Annotated in this window: 12 protein-coding genes; 6 read left to right on the forward strand and 6 right to left on the reverse strand. The window is 46.2% G+C overall.

Annotated features, from left to right (window positions below):
• Nucleotides 1-3: 3 nt before the first annotated feature.
• From dnaJ to hrcA, 5 genes are all read right to left on the reverse strand, one after another.
• Nucleotides 4-1,134, reverse strand: a complete 1,131-nt coding sequence (gene dnaJ, locus Pas1_RS07870; RefSeq protein ID WP_112294962.1) for a molecular chaperone DnaJ — start codon at nucleotides 1,132-1,134, stop codon at nucleotides 4-6.
• Between the two features lie 90 nt (nucleotides 1,135-1,224).
• Nucleotides 1,225-3,156, reverse strand: a complete 1,932-nt coding sequence (gene dnaK / locus Pas1_RS07875; protein ID WP_112294963.1) for a molecular chaperone DnaK — start codon at nucleotides 3,154-3,156, stop codon at nucleotides 1,225-1,227.
• A 158-nt stretch (nucleotides 3,157-3,314) separates the two neighbouring features.
• Complete coding sequence (gene grpE, locus Pas1_RS07880; protein ID WP_112205873.1) at nucleotides 3,315-3,851, reverse strand: nucleotide exchange factor GrpE; 537 nt, start codon at nucleotides 3,849-3,851, stop codon at nucleotides 3,315-3,317.
• Between the two features lie 74 nt (nucleotides 3,852-3,925).
• Nucleotides 3,926-5,020, reverse strand: coding sequence for a ferrochelatase (hemH, locus tag Pas1_RS07885; protein ID WP_112294964.1), 1,095 nt, complete (start codon nucleotides 5,018-5,020; stop codon nucleotides 3,926-3,928).
• 26 nt (nucleotides 5,021-5,046) lie between these two features.
• Nucleotides 5,047-6,057: a heat-inducible transcriptional repressor HrcA gene (hrcA, locus tag Pas1_RS07890; RefSeq protein ID WP_112205160.1), complete on the reverse strand. Its 1,011-nt coding sequence runs from the start codon at nucleotides 6,055-6,057 to the stop codon at nucleotides 5,047-5,049.
• Between the two features lie 37 nt (nucleotides 6,058-6,094).
• On the opposite strand from hrcA, the gene Pas1_RS07895 reads away from it, so the two are divergent.
• Together Pas1_RS07895 and recN are read left to right on the forward strand one after the other, a co-directional pair.
• Complete coding sequence (locus Pas1_RS07895; RefSeq protein ID WP_112205874.1) at nucleotides 6,095-7,000, forward strand: NAD kinase; 906 nt, start codon at nucleotides 6,095-6,097, stop codon at nucleotides 6,998-7,000.
• A 26-nt stretch (nucleotides 7,001-7,026) separates the two neighbouring features.
• On the forward strand, nucleotides 7,027-8,697 hold the full coding sequence (recN, locus tag Pas1_RS07900) for a DNA repair protein RecN (RefSeq protein WP_112294965.1): 1,671 nt from the start codon (nucleotides 7,027-7,029) through the stop codon (nucleotides 8,695-8,697).
• On the opposite strand, the gene glnE is transcribed toward recN, so the two are convergent.
• A complete protein-coding gene (glnE, locus tag Pas1_RS07905; protein WP_112294966.1) occupies nucleotides 8,683-11,496 on the reverse strand; it encodes a bifunctional [glutamate--ammonia ligase]-adenylyl-L-tyrosine phosphorylase/[glutamate--ammonia-ligase] adenylyltransferase in 2,814 nt (937 codons plus the stop codon). The genes recN and glnE overlap by 15 nt on opposite strands.
• A gap of 78 nt (nucleotides 11,497-11,574) precedes the next feature.
• On the opposite strand from glnE, the gene Pas1_RS07910 reads away from it, so the two are divergent.
• The 4 genes from Pas1_RS07910 to Pas1_RS07925 are packed head-to-tail and all read left to right on the forward strand — an operon-like array spanning nucleotide 11,575 to nucleotide 19,185.
• The gene (locus Pas1_RS07910; protein ID WP_225971607.1) at nucleotides 11,575-15,708 is read left to right on the forward strand and encodes a YhdP family protein; all 4,134 of its coding nucleotides are present in this window, start codon (nucleotides 11,575-11,577) and stop codon (nucleotides 15,706-15,708) included.
• 16 nt (nucleotides 15,709-15,724) lie between these two features.
• On the forward strand, nucleotides 15,725-16,546 hold the full coding sequence (locus Pas1_RS07915) for a carbon-nitrogen hydrolase family protein (RefSeq protein WP_112205166.1): 822 nt from the start codon (nucleotides 15,725-15,727) through the stop codon (nucleotides 16,544-16,546).
• 4 nt (nucleotides 16,547-16,550) lie between these two features.
• Nucleotides 16,551-18,041 carry a metalloprotease TldD gene (gene tldD / locus Pas1_RS07920; protein WP_112205168.1) on the forward strand — a complete coding sequence of 497 codons (1,491 nt, stop codon included), beginning with the start codon at nucleotides 16,551-16,553 and terminating at the stop codon, nucleotides 18,039-18,041.
• A 19-nt stretch (nucleotides 18,042-18,060) separates the two neighbouring features.
• Nucleotides 18,061-19,185, forward strand: coding sequence for a 3-deoxy-7-phosphoheptulonate synthase (locus Pas1_RS07925; RefSeq protein WP_112205170.1), 1,125 nt, complete (start codon nucleotides 18,061-18,063; stop codon nucleotides 19,183-19,185).
• Nucleotides 19,186-19,187 lie beyond the last annotated feature (2 nt).

The raw sequence follows: 19,187 nt of genomic DNA on the forward strand, positions 1-19,187 counted from the left end.
CCATCAGTTAAAAAAGCTTTTCACGCTCTCGAACCAACCTTTTTGGTTCGGGTTATGTTTATCACCGCCTGACTTGAGGCTGTCGTCAAATTTTTGGAGTAATTTCTTTTGCTCCTCAGAGAGCTTCACGGGAGTTTCTACAACAACGTGAACAAAAAGATCGCCGATCAATGAAGAACGCAGACCCTTCATGCCTTTGTGACGTAGTCGGAAAGTTTTGCCAGTCTGCGTGCCTTCTGGAATTGGAAACTCTACTCGGCCAGATAAAGTTGGCACTTCAATTTCTCCGCCCATCGTGGCAGTCGCAAAGGAGATTGGCATCTGCACATGCAGATCACTACCATCTCGTTCAAAGACTGGATGCGATCTAACGCGTACTTCCACATATAAATCACCCGATGGGCCACCGTTAATACCAGGCTCACCATTACCAACCGAGCGCACGCGCATACCATCATCAATTCCTGCTGGAATTTTGATTTCTAAAGTCTTTTGTTCTTTTAACTTGCCGCTACCATGGCAGGTCTTGCAAGGCTTCGGAATATATTCACCAGTACCGCGACACTTAGGGCATGTTTGCTGCATTGAGAAAAAGCCCTGCTGAATGCGGACTTGACCATGGCCATCACAAGTAGGGCATTTTTCTGGCTTACTACCGGGCTCTGCGCCACTGCCATGACAAGTCTTGCAATTACTCCAGCTAGGCACCCGAATTTGTGTGGTGTAGCCCTCAGCAGCCTGCTCAAGAGTGATATCCATGTTGTAGCGCAAGTCAGCGCCCTTATAGACTTGAGGGCCGGCATGACGACCGCCAGCCTGTCCAAAGATGTCGCCAAAGATGTCTCCAAAGGCATCAGCAAATCCACCTCCGCCAAAGCCACCACCAAAACCACCCATCGAGGGGTCAACTCCAGCATGGCCATATTGATCATAAGCAGCGCGTTTATTAGAGTCACTCAAAGTCTCATAAGCTTCTTTCACTTCTTTGAAGTCAGCTTCAGCACTCTTGCTATCGGGATTGCGATCGGGATGATGCTTCATCGCTAACTTGCGATAAGCTTTTTTTAACTCTTCATCCGTAGCGCTTCTGGAGACCCCAAGAACTTCGTAATAATCACGTTTACTTTTAGACACAAACCATTCCCTTTAACAAGCCGAAAGACACAAGTCGGCACGAGGCCGACTTGGTGTTATTTCACTACAAAATGACTTAGCAATTTTCTATTACTTTTTGTCATCAACCTCTTTAAAGTCAGCGTCGACCACATCAGCATCAGGAGCTGTCGCTTGTGCACCAGGGTTTGCTCCAGGAGCAGCGCCGCTAGCTTTAGCTTGTTCTGCGGCCATCACCTTTTCGCCTAGCTTCTGGCTAGCCTTGCCTAATGCTTCTGTCTTGGCTTCAATGATTGCTTTATCACTACCTTTAATTGCTTCATCAAGCTCTTTTAAAGCAGCCTCAATGGCTTCTTTTTCAGCAGCTTCTAGACCAGCACCATGCTCCTCTAAAGCTTTCTTGGTACTGTGAGCCAAAGCGTCAGCAGTATTTCGAACGGTGACTAATTCCAAGGCTTTCTTATCTTCCTCAGCATTGGCCTCAGCATCCTTCACCATGCGCTGAATTTCTTCTTCGGTTAAACCAGAATTCGCCTTGATCGTGATCTTATTTTCTTTACCAGTATTTTTGTCTTTTGCAGTGACATGCAAAATACCATTGGCATCGATATCAAAGGTTACTTCAATTTGAGGCTGACCACGAGGTGCAGCGCCAATACCTTCGAGATTAAATTCACCTAAGAGCTTATTGGCGGCTGCCATTTCACGCTCACCCTGGAAGCACTTAATGGTTACCGCTGGCTGATTATCTTCAGCAGTGGAGTAAACCTGTGAATGCTTGGTAGGAATCGTGGTGTTCTTTGGAATCATCTTGGTCATTACGCCGCCCAAGGTTTCGATACCTAAAGACAATGGGGTAACGTCAAGCAGCAACACGTCTTTGCGATCGCCGGACAATACGGAACCCTGAATCGCTGCACCAACTGCTACTGCTTCATCGGGGTTGACGTCTTTACGTGGCTCTTTACCAAAGATGGATTTCACTTTGTCTTGAACTGCTGGCATACGGGTTTGACCGCCAACCAAGATGACGTCATCAATGTCGCTTACGTTGACACCAGCGTCCTTGATTGCTGTTAAGCAAGGGCCTGCAGTACGGTTGATAAGCTCTTCAACTAAGGATTCGAGCTTAGCGCGGGTTAACTTCAAGTTCAAATGCTTTGGGCCACCCGCATCTGCAGTGACATAAGGCAAATTGATTTCGGTTTGCTGGGCTGATGACAATTCGATCTTGGCTTTTTCAGCGGCATCTTTCAAGCGTTGTAATGCCAATACGTCTTTACTTAAATCAACACCCTGCTCTTTTTTGAACTCGGCAATGATCCAATCAATAATGCGCTGGTCAAAGTCTTCACCACCTAAGAAGGTATCACCATTAGTGGACATCACCTCAAATTGCTTCTCGCCATCGACGTTAGCAATCTCAATAATGGAGACGTCAAAGGTACCGCCGCCTAAGTCATACACAGCGATCTTACGATCCACTTTATCTTGCTTGTCTAAGCCGAATGCCAAAGCAGCTGCAGTTGGCTCATTAATAATGCGCTTGACATCTAAGCCAGCGATACGACCAGCATCTTTCGTTGCTTGACGTTGACTGTCATTGAAGTAAGCGGGAACCGTAATCACTGCTTCAGTGACTTCCTCGCCGAGATAATCTTCAGCAGTCTTTTTCATCTTACGCAGAATCTCTGCGGAGACTTGTTGTGGCGCCATTTTTTTATCGCGAGCAGATACCCAGGCATCTCCGTTTTCCGCTTTGATAATGGCGTAAGGCATCAAGCCGATGTCTTTTTGAACTTCAGCATCCTCAAACTTACGACCCATCAGACGCTTGACAGCGTAAACAGTGTTCTTAGGGTTAGTAACTGACTGACGTTTTGCAGGAGCGCCGACCAATACTTCGCCATCCTCAAGGTAGGCGATGATTGAAGGAGTGGTTCGAGCACCTTCTGCATTCTCGATCACTTTAGGTGCATTGTTTTCTACAACAGAAACGCACGAGTTCGTGGTTCCTAAGTCGATTCCGATAATCTTTCCCATAATTGCTCCAATAATGAAATGGTTAGGTAATTTGTCTTAATTACTACTTGCGATAAATTGATATCGATTAAATGGGGTCCAAAGACAGGAATTCAAGGGGCAAAAATGCAAAAAAGGCAGAAATCTGCCTTTTTCTGGGTATTTCGAGTGAAAAACCGCTATTTTGGGGCGCTGACCGTCACTAAAGCAGGTCGCAAAACCCGGTCGGCAATCGAATATCCACGTTGCAATACGGAAACCACGGTATTGGCTTCCTGCTCTGATGGCACTGAAGCAATTGCCTGGTGGTGGTGGGGGTCAAATTTATCCCCCACAGCAGGATTGATCTCGCTCATCTTACCCTTTTCAAAGGCGCTCAAAAGCTGCTTCAAGGTAATTTCTAGACCCTCTTTAAATGCCTTGGCATCAACCGCTTCAGCACTGAGAGCGGCATAGAGGCTATCGGTTACAGGAACCAGATGCTCTGCAAAGTTCTCTATCGCAAACTTGTGGGCTTTAGCAATATCTTCTACTGCACGACGGCGAATGTTTTCACCTTCGGCCTTAGCTCTCAAAAAATGATCTTGTGCTTCAAGCAATTTTTGATTGAGCTCCTCGATGATTTGCTCGGGAGTCTGCACAGCAATTTCTGGCTCGCTTGGAGTCTGTGCTGGTTGATCAGATTCAGTAGAAGGATTTGGATTTTCAGTTGTCATAGTGGGTGATTGTTTGATTAAATCGGTGCCATTAAAGCAATATGGGGGCAAGTTTGCCCATTTCAAGGATGCGTTTAAACAGCATGGATTTTGGCTGCCTCCGCACGCTGATTACGCAATGTAAGCTCATCAGCAGATTCCGTTCCCAAAGACCAACCCAGGAGGTGCTGTTCAGCAATATCGGCAAGCGCATCAATCCATTCTGGATTGCTATTTAGACAAGGAATATAGCGATAGTCTCTGCCACCGTGCTCTAGGAAAATTTCTCGCGCTTCCATTGCAATCTCCTCTAACGTTTCAAGACAGTCGGCAGGAAAGCCAGGGCAAAAAATATCAATCCTCTTACATCCCTCTTTAGCTAATTTCTCAATCGTTGGTGCCGTGTAAGGCTTTAACCACTCTGCTCTACCAAAACGCGATTGGAAGGTAACTAGATATTCACCAGGCTCTAAACCCAGCGATTCACCCAAAAGACGACCTGTTTTTAAACATTCGCAATGATAGGGATCGCCCTTCATGAGGTTACGTTTAGGCAGGCCATGAAAGGACATGACAAAACGATCGCCTGCAGCAAAATCAGGGCGGCCATCTTTTTCCCAAGCGCTGAGGACTTGATTACGCAGAGCTTGAATATAGGCTGGATGATCGTGATAGTGCTTGACTAAGCGCAGTTCAGGCTGATCTCGCCAGGTTTTCAATACCCGAAATACCTCGTCAAAACTCGATGCACTAGTCGTAGCCGAATACTGTGGGTAGAGAGGCAGCAATAACAGGCGCTCCATACCTTGCTCTTTTAGACTCACGAGGGCTTGCTCTGTAGAAGGCTCGCCATAACGCATAGCTAGATCTACCAACACCGTATGCCCTTGATCAGCGAATACTTCTGCTAACTCTTTTGCCTGCAGTCGCGAATAGTGCATCAAAGGGGAGCCTAGCTTGGGCAACCAAATCGAAGCATATTTTTTTGCAGAGGCTCCGCTGCGAATCGGCAGAATAATGCCATTCAAAATGAACCACCAAATCACGCGGGGAATTTCCACAACCCGAGGATCAGATAAAAATTCTTTGAGATACGCTCTTACAGCTTTTGCTGTGGGGGCGCTGGGTGTGCCTAAGTTGAGCAATAACACTGCAGTCTTAGAAGCACGTAAATGGGGATTAGTATTCAAGGCTTTATCTCATCAAAAGAGTGTCATTAGGAGCTTAGTGCCCCAGATAATAATTTAGAAGTGATGTCGACAATCGGAATCACTCTGTCATAAGCCATGCGGGTCGGACCTATGACACCTAAGGTACCAACGATCTGGCCATCCACACTATAGGGGGCACTGATCACCGCGAGATCTTCATAGGGCAAGAGATCGCTCTCACCGCCAATGAAAATCTGAATACCGTCAGCGTGGCTAGAGACATCTAAGAGTTGTAGCAAAACAGACTTCTGCTCTAGCAAATCAAACATCTTACGTAGCTTATCTAAATTAGAACTGAGATCACCGACATTGAGTAAGCGGCGCTCTCCAGACATGACTACATCACTTTGTCCCATACCGTAATCGGTAACACCGCTTTGAAGAGCGAGGGCCATTAAACCAGAAATGTCACTCCGTAAATTATCAAGATCAGATTTGAGGTGATTTCTGACTTCAATAAAACTCTTGCCGGCAAACTGACTGTTAATGTAATTGCTGGCCTCAATGAGTTGACTTGGGGTGTAGTCCTGGGTCGTTGGCAGAATCCGATTTTGCACATCACCTTCAGGAGTAACTACGATCAACAAAATCTTGCCTTCGCCCAAACGCAAGAATTCAATATGTTTGAAGACCTGCGCTCTTTTGGGTGTCATGACTACCCCGGCAAAATGAGTCAAATTAGACAAAATTTGTGCCGCTGAATTCATCACCCGCTGGGGAGAGTCTGGCAAAAGCCCTTTTTCCATCTCACGAGCTGCAATCTCTTCCAAAGGCCTGACGGTAACCATGGTGTCCACAAAGAGCCGATAACCTCTTGGGGTCGGTATTCGCCCAGCTGAGGTATGGGGGCTGGTAACCAAACCCAAATCCTCTAAATCAGCCATCACATTACGAATGGTGGCAGCAGAAAGGTCTAAGCCCGAGAACCGGGAAAGCGTCCGGGAGCCAATCGGCTGTCCCTCTTCGATATAGCGCTCGATGAGGGTTTTAAGGAGGGTGCGAGAACGGTCATCCATGGTGGAAGGGATTGGGTGCCTATGGTTTAATCGTTATATGTTAAGCCCATCTGCAAATTCTCCCAAAAAGGCCTTCAAGCGGATTGCCTTGGTTGGCAAATACCAGGCCGAAGGGATCCTGGCCCATCTGCAAGACTTGGCAAAGCTGATTAAAAGCCTTGGCTGCGAGGTCTTCATCGAAGCCGGGACTGCAAGCCACTTGGGGCTTAAGGACTTTCAGAGCAAACAGGTCGCTGAATTTTCCGGATCGATTGATTTAACCGTGGTCCTTGGAGGCGACGGTACCATGCTGGCGATTGGTCGACAATTAGCTGGCAGCAATGTTCCCTTAGTAGGTATCAATATGGGGCGACTAGGTTACATGACCGATATTCCCATTCAAGATGTTGCAACCGTATTACCCAAAATCATTGCGGGCGATTATGAAGCAGATACCAGAACACTCTTGGATGCAGTTGTACTCCGCAATCAAAAAGAAATTAACCGCGCCCTTGCGCTCAACGATGTTGTAGTGAATCGCTCCGGAATCTCTGGGATGGTTGAACTTGCAGTGAGCGTAAATGGTTCCTTTATGTATAACCAACGCTCTGATGGTTTGATTGTTTCTACTCCTACTGGCTCTACTGCTTATGCTTTGTCTGCAGGTGGTCCCATCCTGCATCCTCGTGTTGCCGGCATCCTCCTTGTTCCAATTGCACCGCACTCCTTATCGAATCGCCCTATAGTCTTACCCGAGGATGTCATGATTAGCATTAAGGTTGTTGAAGGGCATGAAGTGATTGTCAATTTTGATATGCAGTCCCTAACCAATCTGCAATCTGGTGACACCATCGAAGTGAGTCAATCTAAAAAAACCATCAGCCTCTTGCATCCTCGTGGTCATAGTGACTACAAAACCTTGCGTGAGAAGCTGCATTGGAATGAGTATCCCTCGACATTCTGATGTCGCATTTATCAGTACGCTAGACCATGCTTCAAAATCTCGCCCTCCGCGACTTTGTGATTGTTGATCAGTTAGAGCTCGATCTCGCCTCGGGGTTTACTGTTCTGACTGGTGAGACGGGGGCAGGTAAATCGATTCTCTTAGATGCGCTGGGTTTGGTTTTAGGTGAACGCGCCGATAGCAGTCAGATTCGTGAAGGCGCTCAACGGGCAGAGATCAGCGCCCTCTTTGAAATAGCTGATGAGCAAATTGCACACTGCAATCAATGGCTCGATGATCAAGGATTTCCCATCGATGATGAAGGTCGTGCCCTACTTCTAAAACGAACAATTGAGGCTAATGGTCGTAGCCGCGCCTTTATCAATGGTAGCGTCGCAACGCTTGCACAGCTGAGAGAGGCCGGCGATCAGTTGGTCGACATTCATGGTCAACACGCTCATCAACTCCTATTAAAAAGCGGAGCGCAGCGTGAACTGCTAGATCGGCACGCTGGTCTTCTACCTCAGGTCAATGAGCTGGGCGAACTTTATAAACAATGGCATGACTCGCGCAAACTATTAAGCCAAGCAGAAAATGCAGGGCAGGATATTGAGCGTGAACGCGAGCGCTTGGAGTGGCAATATGAAGAACTCAAAGCGCTTTCACCGCTGGAAGGTGAATGGGATTCTATTCAAGTAGATCATGCTCGCCTAGCTAATGCAGCAAAAATTATTACGGGTTGCCAAGAAGCGATTGATGGCTTAAGTGAATCTGAGAACTCTGCTGAGTCTATTTTGTCTAAAGCCAGTCTGAGTATCAGTGATCTCGCAGAGCATGATCCCGCCCTCAGTGAAATCAGCCAAGCACTCGAGTCTGCTCAAATTCAGGTCGATGAAGCTGTACATGGCTTAAACCGCTACCTACAAAAAATAGATCTAGATCCTGAGCGTCTCGATCAACTAGAGGAGCGCATGCAAGCGCTACATGCTGCTGCCAGAAAATATCGTACAGATACCAATCAATTGCCTCAGCTCTTGATTGAAGCCTCTGAAAGATTGGATGCACTCAGCGCTTCACAAAATATTGAAGCTCTACGCAGTAAAGTAAAAGAGCAAGAAGGCATCTATCTCAAAGCGGCAAAACTCCTTTCTCAGAAAAGAAGTAAAGCTGCCACTGAATTAAGTCAGCTCGTGACGGCGGCAATGCAAAATTTATCTATGGCTGGCGGACAACTAGAAATTGCCCTCAAGCCTTTAGATGAAGGTGCTTCATTTGGACTCGAACAAGCCGAGTTCTTAGTTGCTGGTCATGCAGGTAGTACCCCGCGCCCTCTGGCTAAGGTTGCCTCTGGTGGAGAGCTGGCACGTATTAGCTTGGCGATTAGCGTAATCACCAGCAAAGCTTCCTTCACACCAACGCTGATATTTGACGAAGTCGATGCTGGTATTGGCGGCGCTGTCGCGGAAACCGTTGGAAAACTGCTCAGGCAACTTGGTGAATCGCATCAAATCTTATGTGTCACGCACTTGCCACAAGTAGCCGCCCAAGGGAATCAGCACTTCAAAGTCAGCAAATCCCAATCGGGTGATAAGACACTGTCTCAGCTAAATGTCTTAAGTAGAAATGAAAGGGTTGAAGAAATTGCGCGCATGCTTGGTGGTGCAACGATTACCGATACCACTCGTCGACATGCACGAGAATTACTAGAGCAGAGCTGAGCTCTTAAAAACATTTTCCCAAAGCCTCAATACAGCAGATCTCGCTTCAATACATTCCGGCTCTAAAGCAATCTCAATTCGTGTTTTTTCATGGCCATCTAAACGTAATCGGTGCTGCCGAGACCTAAACAGACGGTAGGCGTTCGAAACTGCTTGAGCTAGATCTTTATCGATTAAGCCCACCTCTGCTGCAATACCCAGTAAAGCGATATTTCCGAGATTCTGAATCAGCCGGGGATACTGAGAAGCATAGGCTAAGATTAGAAACTGAACAGTAAATTCAATATCGACCATCCCACCTGCGTCGTGCTTTAAATCAAACTTGTCAGAAGTATTGGGGTGTCCTGCGTGGACTTTCTGACGCATCTCTGAAATTTCTCGGCGCAAGAGATCAATATCGCGCACTTGACTCAGGACCTCAGCACGAACGTCATCAAAGAAGCTGCCAACTTGCTCACTTCCGGCGCAAGAGCGAGCCCTCGTTAAAGCCTGATGCTCCCAAACCCAAGCGCTGTTGTCACCTTCCCGCAATTGATATTTTTTGAAAGCTTCTGCATTAGTGACCAAGAATCCAGCAGAGCCATTGGGGCGTAGTCGCGTATCAATTTCAAAAAGGCTACCTGCAGAGGTGTAGGCTGTTAACCAATTAATCATTCGTTTAGCAAGTAGTCCATACATCTCTTGGGCTGCATAGTTCTGTTCCTGCGCTTCAAATAAAAAGACCAGGTCTAAATCAGAGGCATAACCTAATTCCTTACCACCCAATTTCCCATAGGCAATCACAGCGAAAGGAGGCAGCGCTACAGACTGGTCAAACTTCTTGGCAACACCAGGCCACACCCGCTCTAACGTGGTTTGCACAATGAGGTCAGCTAAGGTAGATAAATGATCGCTGACCTTTTCTACGGTTAATGCTTTTTCTACCCCAATACCTAAATCGGCCAGGAGTGTAATAAAAGTTTCAGTGTGGTGGGTGACTCGTAAAACATCCATTGCCTGCTCAGCGCCATCGACATGAGTTAAAACGTCATCTAAACGTAAATTGAGATTCGCCTGAACTTCTTTCCAATATTCGATAGGCTCTTTAGTCAGCGCAACTTCAGCGCGTGGATTTAATAAGTGATCCAGAAGATGAGGATGCCGCGTCAGATATTGAGCTCCCCACTGGGAAGCGGTTAATAAACGCAAAACATTCTGGAGGGCTTGTGGGTACTCGGCTAATATCGCTAGATAGGCGGTACGTCCGGCCACTGCTTCCAAGAGATCAAAAAATCGTAAGAGCACTTTATCGGCGTCAGGTGATGATCCCTTGCCTGCCTCCAGAAAATCTGCTGCCTTACGCACCAACTTTCTGACAATTGCTTGACTTTTTTCTGGTAGCAGTTTTTGCTTATGACTTTCTATCCATATCTGCCAACGCTTTGAGGATGATGGGAAGCATGAGGATTGAAGCTGCCAATCCACCTCGATAGGCTCTTGCTCGAGACTGGCGCTCGCATCTAAGACAAAGGCTTTTTCAAAGTATCGAGCTACCGCACTTTGGTGCCCATCTACACCAGCCATGAAAGTATGTTCATTTTCGGGAGCTGTTGTGAGATCCATACTCTTCGCCAAACGCATTCTGGAGCTTGGATCATCTGGTAAGTAATGGGTCTGCTGATCCTCCCAAATCTGAAGCCGATGCTCCAAGCGACGCAGATAGATATAGGCCTCGCTCAATTGGCCTACCTCTTGCCTTGGCAAGATTCCTTTTTGCGCCAATAAAGTCAGTACCTCTAAAGTCGCCCGAGTTCGGAGTTGTGGATCAGTACCACCGCGCATCAACTGAAACATTTGTGCTAGGAATTCAATTTCACGAATACCGCCGCGGCCCAGCTTGATATCTCGGGACCGCCCCTCGTGCTTTAGTGAACGGCGCTCAGCCTCTTGCTGAATTTGTCTATGAAGCTCCCGAATCGCAGAGATAACGCCATAGTCCAAATGCCGTCGATACACAAATGGTCGAATCAGTTGCTCTAATTTTTTTTCACAATGCATAAACGCATTTGATGTTGATAATGGGGCAAGCAATCTACCCTTGATCCAAGCATAGCGCTCCCACTCGCGACCCTGCACCAGCAAATACTCCTCGAGCATATCTAAACTGCAGACTAGAGGACCAGAGTCGCCATTAGGACGCAAACGCATATCTACTCTAAATACAAAGCCATTCGTATCATGCTCTGCCAGCAACTTAATTAAGCGTTTCCCCATACGAGTAAACCACTCATGGTGAGAGAGACTTTTGGGTCCGCCCTGCGTCTCTCCCTCGTGTTCGTACAGAAAAATTAAATCAATATCCGATGACAGATTTAGCTCACGCCCACCCAGTTTGCCCATACCCACCACCATCAAAGGCATTTCTAGATTGAGTTCGACATTCCAAGGCAAGCCAAAACGCTCGTTCAAATCCGCGCGTATGAATGCAATACTGAGATTGATAGCTGACTCAGCAAAAAGGCTAAGGCTATGCATTACCTCTTCTAAATCAGCCAGACCATTGAGATCCCGAAAACCGAGCCAAATAATGAGGCGCTGCCTAGCCAAACGCAACTCGCTCATGAATTGCGCCTCATCGATCTGAGCTTTTTGCAAGAGCTCCTGGCAGGGCTCGAGCAAGGCAAAAATCTTGCCCTGATCCACCTGGATTGCGCAGACTTCACTAAGCCACTGCTCCCAATCAGGATGGGCACTCAGCCAACGCCTAGTAAAGGTCGAGTGCTGTTTTAAAAAATCCAATTGGACAGGAAAATCACGCATTCCCCCATCTTAATCGCTTCATTCCTCTAAACCCGTAAAGGCTGGTCATCTCTAATGGGCTGAAGGATAATAAGCCCCATGCTTCGAAATTTGCTTCCGCTTGGCCTGCTAAACGTCTTTCAGAAATATTGGCAGGGCTCTAAAAATCTATGGCGTAAACGTCTATTGATCTTAGTCATTGCTTTGATCGTTTTCTTGACCTTAGCGCATGCCGGGGTTCGATATCTTGTTTGGCCCCGTATCGAAAAATCAAAACCTGCAATTGAACAATTACTCAGCAAGCGTCTAGGTAGCAATGTCAGCATCGATTCTCTTCAGGTCTCTTGGGATGGCTTACGCCCCCAATTTTCTATGGAGGGCCTGCGCTTTAATAGCGACACTAAAGCCCCTGCTCCATTACAGATCAAAAAAATTCATGGGGAATTAAGCCTAGTTAGCTTTTATTACCTTGAGCCTTATTTTTATAAACTCCAAATTGAAGATGCTCAGATTCAAGTAAAGCGCTCTGCGGATGGGGCAATCCGTATTGCTGGAATACTCATCAAAGATAACTCAGATGATTTTTCAACGGGCAATTGGCTATTTGCACAAGATGATATTCACATTATTAATACACAAATCAATCTGCAAGATCTTCAAGGTAAATTATTAAATGCCGAGCTTGAGTTAACAGAATTCCATTTAACAAATGGTGTACGTAAACATGACGCTCTGATTCAAGCCAAAACTCCTTGGAATGATGGTCCGCTAGAGCTGAATGCTCACTTCATCCATCGCTTCGGCGGACAAGCTGGAAATTGGCGCGATTGGGCTGGCGAGTTTGCATGGAATTTCTCTGACCTACAGTTTCAGAAAGTCAGTCATGATTTTGATATTCCCCTCAATCTTTTGAGCGGTAACATCAGCTCAAAAGGCCATATGAGTTTGGATGGCGGCAGACCAGACGGTGGCCAAATGACTTTTATTGCTGATCAATTCCGCTTGCAACTATCAAAAGAAGACGCAGCCATTGAATTTGGCAGACTTGAAACTGAACTGACTCAAGAAAGTGATGGCAAATTTCTATCAGTGACGGCTCAAAACTTTGCATGGCGCGATATCACTAAGTCAAGCAATACCCCACTCGAGCTCTTAAGTCCGATGACATTTCGGTGGCGCCCTCCAGAGCAAGGTGGAGAAATTAAAGAGTTTGGTTTTAGCTCTCCTAAAATTTTGGTCAAGGATGTCACTCGCTTTGCACTAAATCTTCCTCTTTCTAAAAAGGTACATCGGTGGATCGAAATTGCAAGCGCAGATGGCGAGTTGCAAGATCTCGATATGCATTGGTCAGAAAAACCATCGGCACTCGCTAGCTTACCGATTGCAGGCTCATGGTTTAACTTAAATAAGCTCGATTTCAGCATCAACGCCCGCATGGTCGATCTCAGCTTTACTGGTGTTAATAAAGATATTCCTAGCGTATCTCACCTCACTGGACAAATAGCGGGAGATCAAAAGCAAGGTCTACTGACTCTGAATTCGCCGAATCTCATAATCGAAGTTCAAGACTTCTTACTTGATCCCATCATCAAACTGGATCAAGCTCAAGGGCAAATTCATTGGAATAAACAAAGTGGAGGCTGGTTAATCAGCTCGAAAGGTCTTGCTTTTGAAAATAGAGATCTCACGGCCAAAGTGAACGTTGCTTATCTCATGACTGGGGCCAAGCAACCAGATGATCTCAAGTTGGATATTGATTTTCAGCAAGCCAATCTAATGCAGGCCTATCGATATCTACCAGTGACGATGTCCACTGACACTAAACTCTACTTAAGTAAAGCCTTTGCGGCAGGTAAAGTGCTAAACGGCAGCTTGCATATCAACGGGGACCCGAATAATGCCCCATTCCCACCTGGGACAACTGGAGAGTTTTCATTGAATTTTCCAATTAGCGAAGTCACCTTTAAGCCAGCACCGCTGATTAGTAGTGATCAAGGTGTATGGGGAGACTTTGCAAATGTTGCTGGAACTATCAGCATGAAACAGTCCGCTTTGAATGTGAATATTTCGCAGGCCAATCATCAAGAGATCAGCCTGAGTAATATCAATGCACAAATTCCCAATGTGAGCGCCAATCAACTCGTTCTTGCTGTAAATGGCAATGCACAGGGGCAAGCTCCCCAGATGCTGAACTATCTCTTTGCATCTCCTTTTGGAAAAAAACGTCCCGAGCTTGAAAAAAATCTGAAGGTATCTGGCCCACTAGACCTCAACCTCAAGTTACAAGTACCTCTCTACAACAGTGACGACACGAAGATAGATGCACACTTAAACCTTGCTAATAACTCAGCACAGTGGGCAAGTATTCCACCCTTAGAAAACTTGAAGGGCAAGGTTCGCATTACAGAAACGAATCCTGAATTTGAAGATGTGAGCGCCCAATTTTTGGGAGGCTCAATCAGAGTGGCAAGTGCGCCATCATCTGGAGATAAACAAAATTTTACGATTGCTGGTGACCTGAGCGCTGATTTTCTAAGAAAATATTTCTCGGAAGTTTCTGAATCACTCGCGACGCTTCTCAATGGCATGAGTGGCTCTGCAAAATACAATGGCCTTATTAGCTTTGGCAAGGCTGGTAGTGAAACCAAGCTGAAATTTGATTTGAGTAATTGGGCCAGCAATGTACCCGTGCCGCTCAAAAAACAAAGTGGTACCCCATTAGAAGGTGAACTACTCTTGCAAAGCTTCTCTAAAAAAACCGGCTCAGATCGCCTCAATTGGTCCGGTAGCTTAGGCAGTCAGTACTTTACTCAGGGTGCCGTGAATACAAATAATGAATTGCGTTATGCCATTGGGATTGGCTCGCCTGCAACAATGCCCACACAAGGCTTAAATTTAGGTATTCAAGCTAATGAACTCAATTTCGATACATGGCGTACATTCCTTACAAGTAATCAAGCCAAAGTACCAGGCAGTAAAAATGGAGCCGGCTTAGCAACTGGCATACAAGTCAATGCCCAAATCAAATCATTAACGGCTGCTGACTATGTCTGGCCCAACCTCAATCTGAGTGCAATACTCAAAAATAATGATTGGCAACTCAATGTCAACTCACCCAAAATTACTGGTCAAGTCGTTTACAGCGAGCCCTCGATCTCGCAACCTAGTGGTATGGTTACGGGTCGCCTTGCTCTGCTGAAATTTTCTGACGACCAGAATCCTAAAGTCTTACCCAGCAGCAAAAAGACAAGTACATCGAGCAACAAACTCACGCCAAATGCCATACCCACTCTTGATCTAACAGTGGATAATTTTTCCTGGGAGCGGGCTCAACTTGGTCTTGTCAAAATTAAGAGCCAAACAACCAAGAACCTCTTAAACATAGAGAAGCTACAAATTATCAATCCCCAAGATAATGCAACTATTACTGGCCAATGGAGCATCGACCCTCAGACAGGTAAGCAAAAGACATCCCTTATTCCAGATCTCCAAATTAAGGATGCGGGTCAAATCATTGCACACTGGACTCCAACCAAATCCGTCGAGGGCGGCCATGGTCAACTAGATGGCAAGCTAGAGTGGATGAACACCCCTTTCTCTCCCGATTTTCAAACTCTGAGCGGGCAGCTGAATCTAAAACTTGAAAAGGGTCGCTTACTTGAAGTCAACTCAAGCGCCGCCCAGATCTTGAACGTATTGAGCCTTCAAAGTTTATTTAAATTCGCCACGCTAGACCTACAAGGTAGTGTTGGTAACTTGGTGAGCAAGGGTACAGCATTTAATACTATTAACACTACTTTCAATATTCAGAATGGTATTGCCAAGACGGATCAATTTGTGATGATTCTGGATCAAGCCCGCGTTGCAATGAATGGGCAAATTGACGTTCCCAAACAAACGCAAGATTTACGGGTCACCATTTTCCCAACGATCGACGCTACTGCAGGCTCGCTCGCGCTCTTTGCGATTAATCCGATTGTTGGTCTGAGCGCTCTAGTTGGTCAATACTTAGTAACCAATCAAATTAATCGCTCAATGCAATCTGACTATCTGATTCAAGGCTCATGGGTTGATCCCGAGGTTGTTCCGCTAAATCAACAAGGACAACCCTTGGATAAGAACACCCTGGATACTATTCGCAAAAAGGGTTTACTGACAGAGCAAAGCAAGCCAAACTCTTCAGGCAATACCGCTCCAGCCCCTGTGCCAGCTGCAGCAAGTCCTAGCGAATGATTGTCTATCAAACGATATGAATTCATCCGAAATCCAGATTGCAGCAATTCAGATGGTATCAACACCGGTACCCGAAGAAAATTTAGAGACTGCAAGTCGACTCATTAAAGCCGCTGCAGAAGCAGGCGCCCAGATAGCAGTGCTACCCGAGTATTTTTGCCTAATGGGTCTAAAAGATACCGATAAGCTACAGACCAGTGAAGAGCTGGGTAAAGGACCTATTCAAGAAGCTCTGCGTTCGATTGCTAAAGCGAATTCAATTTATCTAGTCGCAGGAACGATTCCACTTCAAGCCAGTATTGACAATAAAGTTTTAAACACGACTCTTGTATTTAATCCAGCCGGAGAGCAAATTGGGCGTTACGACAAAATCCATTTATTTGGATTCGAGACTGAGACAGAAAGATATGCCGAAGCAGAAACGATCGAATCTGGAAACCAGCCAGGCATTCTCGATTTGAACATCAATGGGATAAATTGGCGTTTTGGACTGAGCATTTGCTATGACCTCCGTTTTCCTGAGTTATATCGCTCGATAGGTCCAGTTGACTGCCATATTATTCCCGCGGCTTTCACTTACACCACAGGAAAAGACCATTGGGAAATCTTATTACGGGCACGTGCAATTGAAAACCAATGCTATGTTCTTGCCTCAGCCCAAGGCGGTCAACACCAAAATAGTCGGCGCACTTGGGGGAACAGCATGTTAATTGATCCCTGGGGGACTGTTCTAACCTACCTCCCTGAGGGGGAAGGCTTTATTTCTGGGATACTCAGCAAAGATAAGCTAAACGAGGTACGCTCCAAGTTACCCGCCCTGAAACACCGCAAGCTTTAAATACATGAACGCACCTGAAGCACTATTCCCAAGCAGCTGGACCCAAGCCAAGAAACAGCCTGAGCTACTTAAGTTAGCAAAATCGATTTTGCTTGAGCCCACCGGTTTGACTGAGCAAGATCTACATCGCACCTTCGGCAATATGTTTACGCATCGCCTTGATGATGCTGATCTTTATTTTCAGCATACTCGTAATGAAAGCTGGAGTCTTGAAGAAGGGATCGTAAAGTCCGGAAGTTTCAGCATTGATCAAGGTGTTGGTGTGCGTGCAATTTATGGCGACAAAACGGCTTTTGCATACTCTGATGAAATGAATCTTGAGGCTTTAAATAAAGCAGCAAAAGCGACCCGAGTCATTGGGCCACATGGTGGCAAACAAGCACTCGGCAGTAAAATTTTTATTCCAACTTCTAATGAGCTCTACTCTGATCTCAACCCCTTAGACTCATTACAGCCAAAAGAAAAAATTGCGCTTCTTGAAAGTATTGAGCGCAGAGCAAAAGCCCGTGATCCTCGCATCATCCAAGTAATGGCCAGTCTTGCTGGTGAATTTGATGTGATCTTAGTGGTCCGCTCTGATGGCCTTCTAGCTGCAGACATTAGGCCGCTTGTCCGAGTTTCGGTTCATGTCATTGCTGAACAAAATGGCCGGCGTGAATCTGGCTCTTCTGGTGGAGGAGCGCGCCATGATTACTCTTATTTTAATTCTGAGCTGGTGAATCAATATGTCGATGAAGCAGTTGATAGTGCCTTAGTCAATCTCGATTCTAGACCCGCCCCTGCAGGTCAAATGACAGTTGTGATGGGACCAGGATGGCCTGGCGTCTTGTTGCATGAAGCTGTAGGTCATGGTCTTGAAGGCGACTTCAATCGGAAAGGATCATCTGCTTTTGCTGGACGCATCGGTGAGCGCGTTGCTGCCAAGGGAGTCACTGTCGTTGATGATGGAACGCTCTCGGGTCGCAGAGGCTCTCTCAATATTGATGATGAAGGCACTCCAACACAATGCACTACGCTCATTGAAGATGGGGTATTAAAGGGATACATTCAGGATAGTTTGAATGCTCGTCTGATGAATATGCCCTTAACAGGCAATGGTCGGCGCGAGAGCTTCGCATCCTTACCGATGCCCCGCATGACAAATACTTATATGCTGGCGGGAAAAGATGATCCGCAAGAAATCGTGTCCAGCATTAAACGCGGTCTTTATGCTGTCAATTTTGGTGGCGGTCAGGTTGATATTACAAGCGGTAAGTTTGTCTTCTCGATCTCAGAAGCCTATTGGGTCGAAAACGGCAAAATCCAATACCCCGTCAAAGGCGCCACCATTATTGGAAACGGGCCAGAATCCCTAAAACAGGTTTCCATGATCGGAAATGACCTAAAACTGGATGGTGGTATTGGGGTTTGTGGCAAGGAAGGCCAAAGCGTTCCGGTTGGGGTTGGTCAACCCACTTTACGCATCGATGGCATGACTGTCGGTGGTACGGCTTAATACGGCTTAAAATAGCCGTATGAGCCAACAAAACACCAACCCCGCCAATTGGTATGCCGCCGTTGATAAAACGTCGGATACTGACGATCAACGTATTCATAACATCACGGTTCTGCCACCACCAGAACACTTAATTCGTTTTTTTCCAATCTCAGGCACGCCTACTGAAGCTTTAATCAGCAAAACCCGCGTCAAGATTCGGAACATCATTCATGGCAAAGACGATCGCCTTCTTGTCATTATTGGGCCCTGCTCGATTCACGATCCCAGGGCCGCATTGGAATACTGCCAACGTCTTTTAGCTGAACGTGAGCGTTTTGCTGGCGAACTTGAAATCGTCATGCGCGTCTATTTTGAAAAACCTCGCACTACGGTTGGTTGGAAAGGATTAATCAACGACCCCTATCTCGATGAGAGCTATCGTATTGAAGAAGGCTTGCGCATTGCACGTCAGGTACTGATGGAGATTAATCGTCTTGGTATGCCAGCCGGTAGCGAGTTCCTCGATGTGATCTCACCTCAATACATTGCTGATTTGATTTCTTGGGGCGCAATCGGTGCACGCACAACGGAAAGCCAAGTTCATCGCGAACTCGCCTCTGGTCTATCCGCTCCAATTGGATTTAAGAATGGTACTGATGGCAATATCAAAATTGCGACCGATGCCATTCAGGCGGCAAGTCGTCCACACCACTTCCTGTCAGTCCACAAAAACGGTCAAGTATCAATTGTTGAGACTAAGGGCAATAAGGACTGTCATGTTATTTTGCGTGGAGGTAAAGAGCCTAACTACGAAGCAAAATATGTGGAAGCAGCCTGTGCGGAACTTGAAGCAGCAAAGCTTCCAGCCAGTTTGATGGTGGACCTATCTCATGCAAACTCTAGCAAGAAACACGAGCGTCAAATTGTTGTTGCAGAAAATGTGGCTGAACAAATTGAGTCTGGTTCAAACCAAATTTTTGGAGTAATGATTGAGAGTCACATTAAAGATGGTGCTCAGAAATTTACACCAGGTAAAGATGATCCCAATCAACTGGAGTATGGCAAGAGCATTACGGATGCCTGTATTAACTGGGAAGATTCAGTGAATGTTTTACAAAGATTAGCGCTTGCAGTGAAGAATCGTCGCAAGCTAAAGAAATAAAA

The organism is Polynucleobacter paneuropaeus (genome assembly GCF_003261235.1).
Taxonomy (GTDB): domain Bacteria; phylum Pseudomonadota; class Gammaproteobacteria; order Burkholderiales; family Burkholderiaceae; genus Polynucleobacter; species Polynucleobacter paneuropaeus.

Excerpts from the sequence above, each read along its gene's own strand:
- Pas1_RS07910 (WP_225971607.1), top strand. The coding sequence starts at position 11,575 with ATGCTTCGAAATTTGCTTCCGCTTGGCCTGCTAAACGTCTTTCAGAAA.
- Pas1_RS07925 (WP_112205170.1), top strand. The coding sequence starts at position 18,061 with ATGAGCCAACAAAACACCAACCCCGCCAATTGGTATGCCGCCGTTGAT.
- grpE (WP_112205873.1), bottom strand. The coding sequence starts at position 3,851 with ATGACAACTGAAAATCCAAATCCTTCTACTGAATCTGATCAACCAGCA.
- recN (WP_112294965.1), top strand. The coding sequence starts at position 7,027 with ATGCTTCAAAATCTCGCCCTCCGCGACTTTGTGATTGTTGATCAGTTA.
- glnE (WP_112294966.1), bottom strand. The coding sequence starts at position 11,496 with ATGCGTGATTTTCCTGTCCAATTGGATTTTTTAAAACAGCACTCGACC.
- Pas1_RS07915 (WP_112205166.1), top strand. The coding sequence starts at position 15,725 with ATGAATTCATCCGAAATCCAGATTGCAGCAATTCAGATGGTATCAACA.
- hrcA (WP_112205160.1), bottom strand. The coding sequence starts at position 6,057 with ATGGATGACCGTTCTCGCACCCTCCTTAAAACCCTCATCGAGCGCTAT.
- Pas1_RS07895 (WP_112205874.1), top strand. The coding sequence starts at position 6,095 with ATGTTAAGCCCATCTGCAAATTCTCCCAAAAAGGCCTTCAAGCGGATT.
- tldD (WP_112205168.1), top strand. The coding sequence starts at position 16,551 with ATGAACGCACCTGAAGCACTATTCCCAAGCAGCTGGACCCAAGCCAAG.
- dnaK (WP_112294963.1), bottom strand. The coding sequence starts at position 3,156 with ATGGGAAAGATTATCGGAATCGACTTAGGAACCACGAACTCGTGCGTT.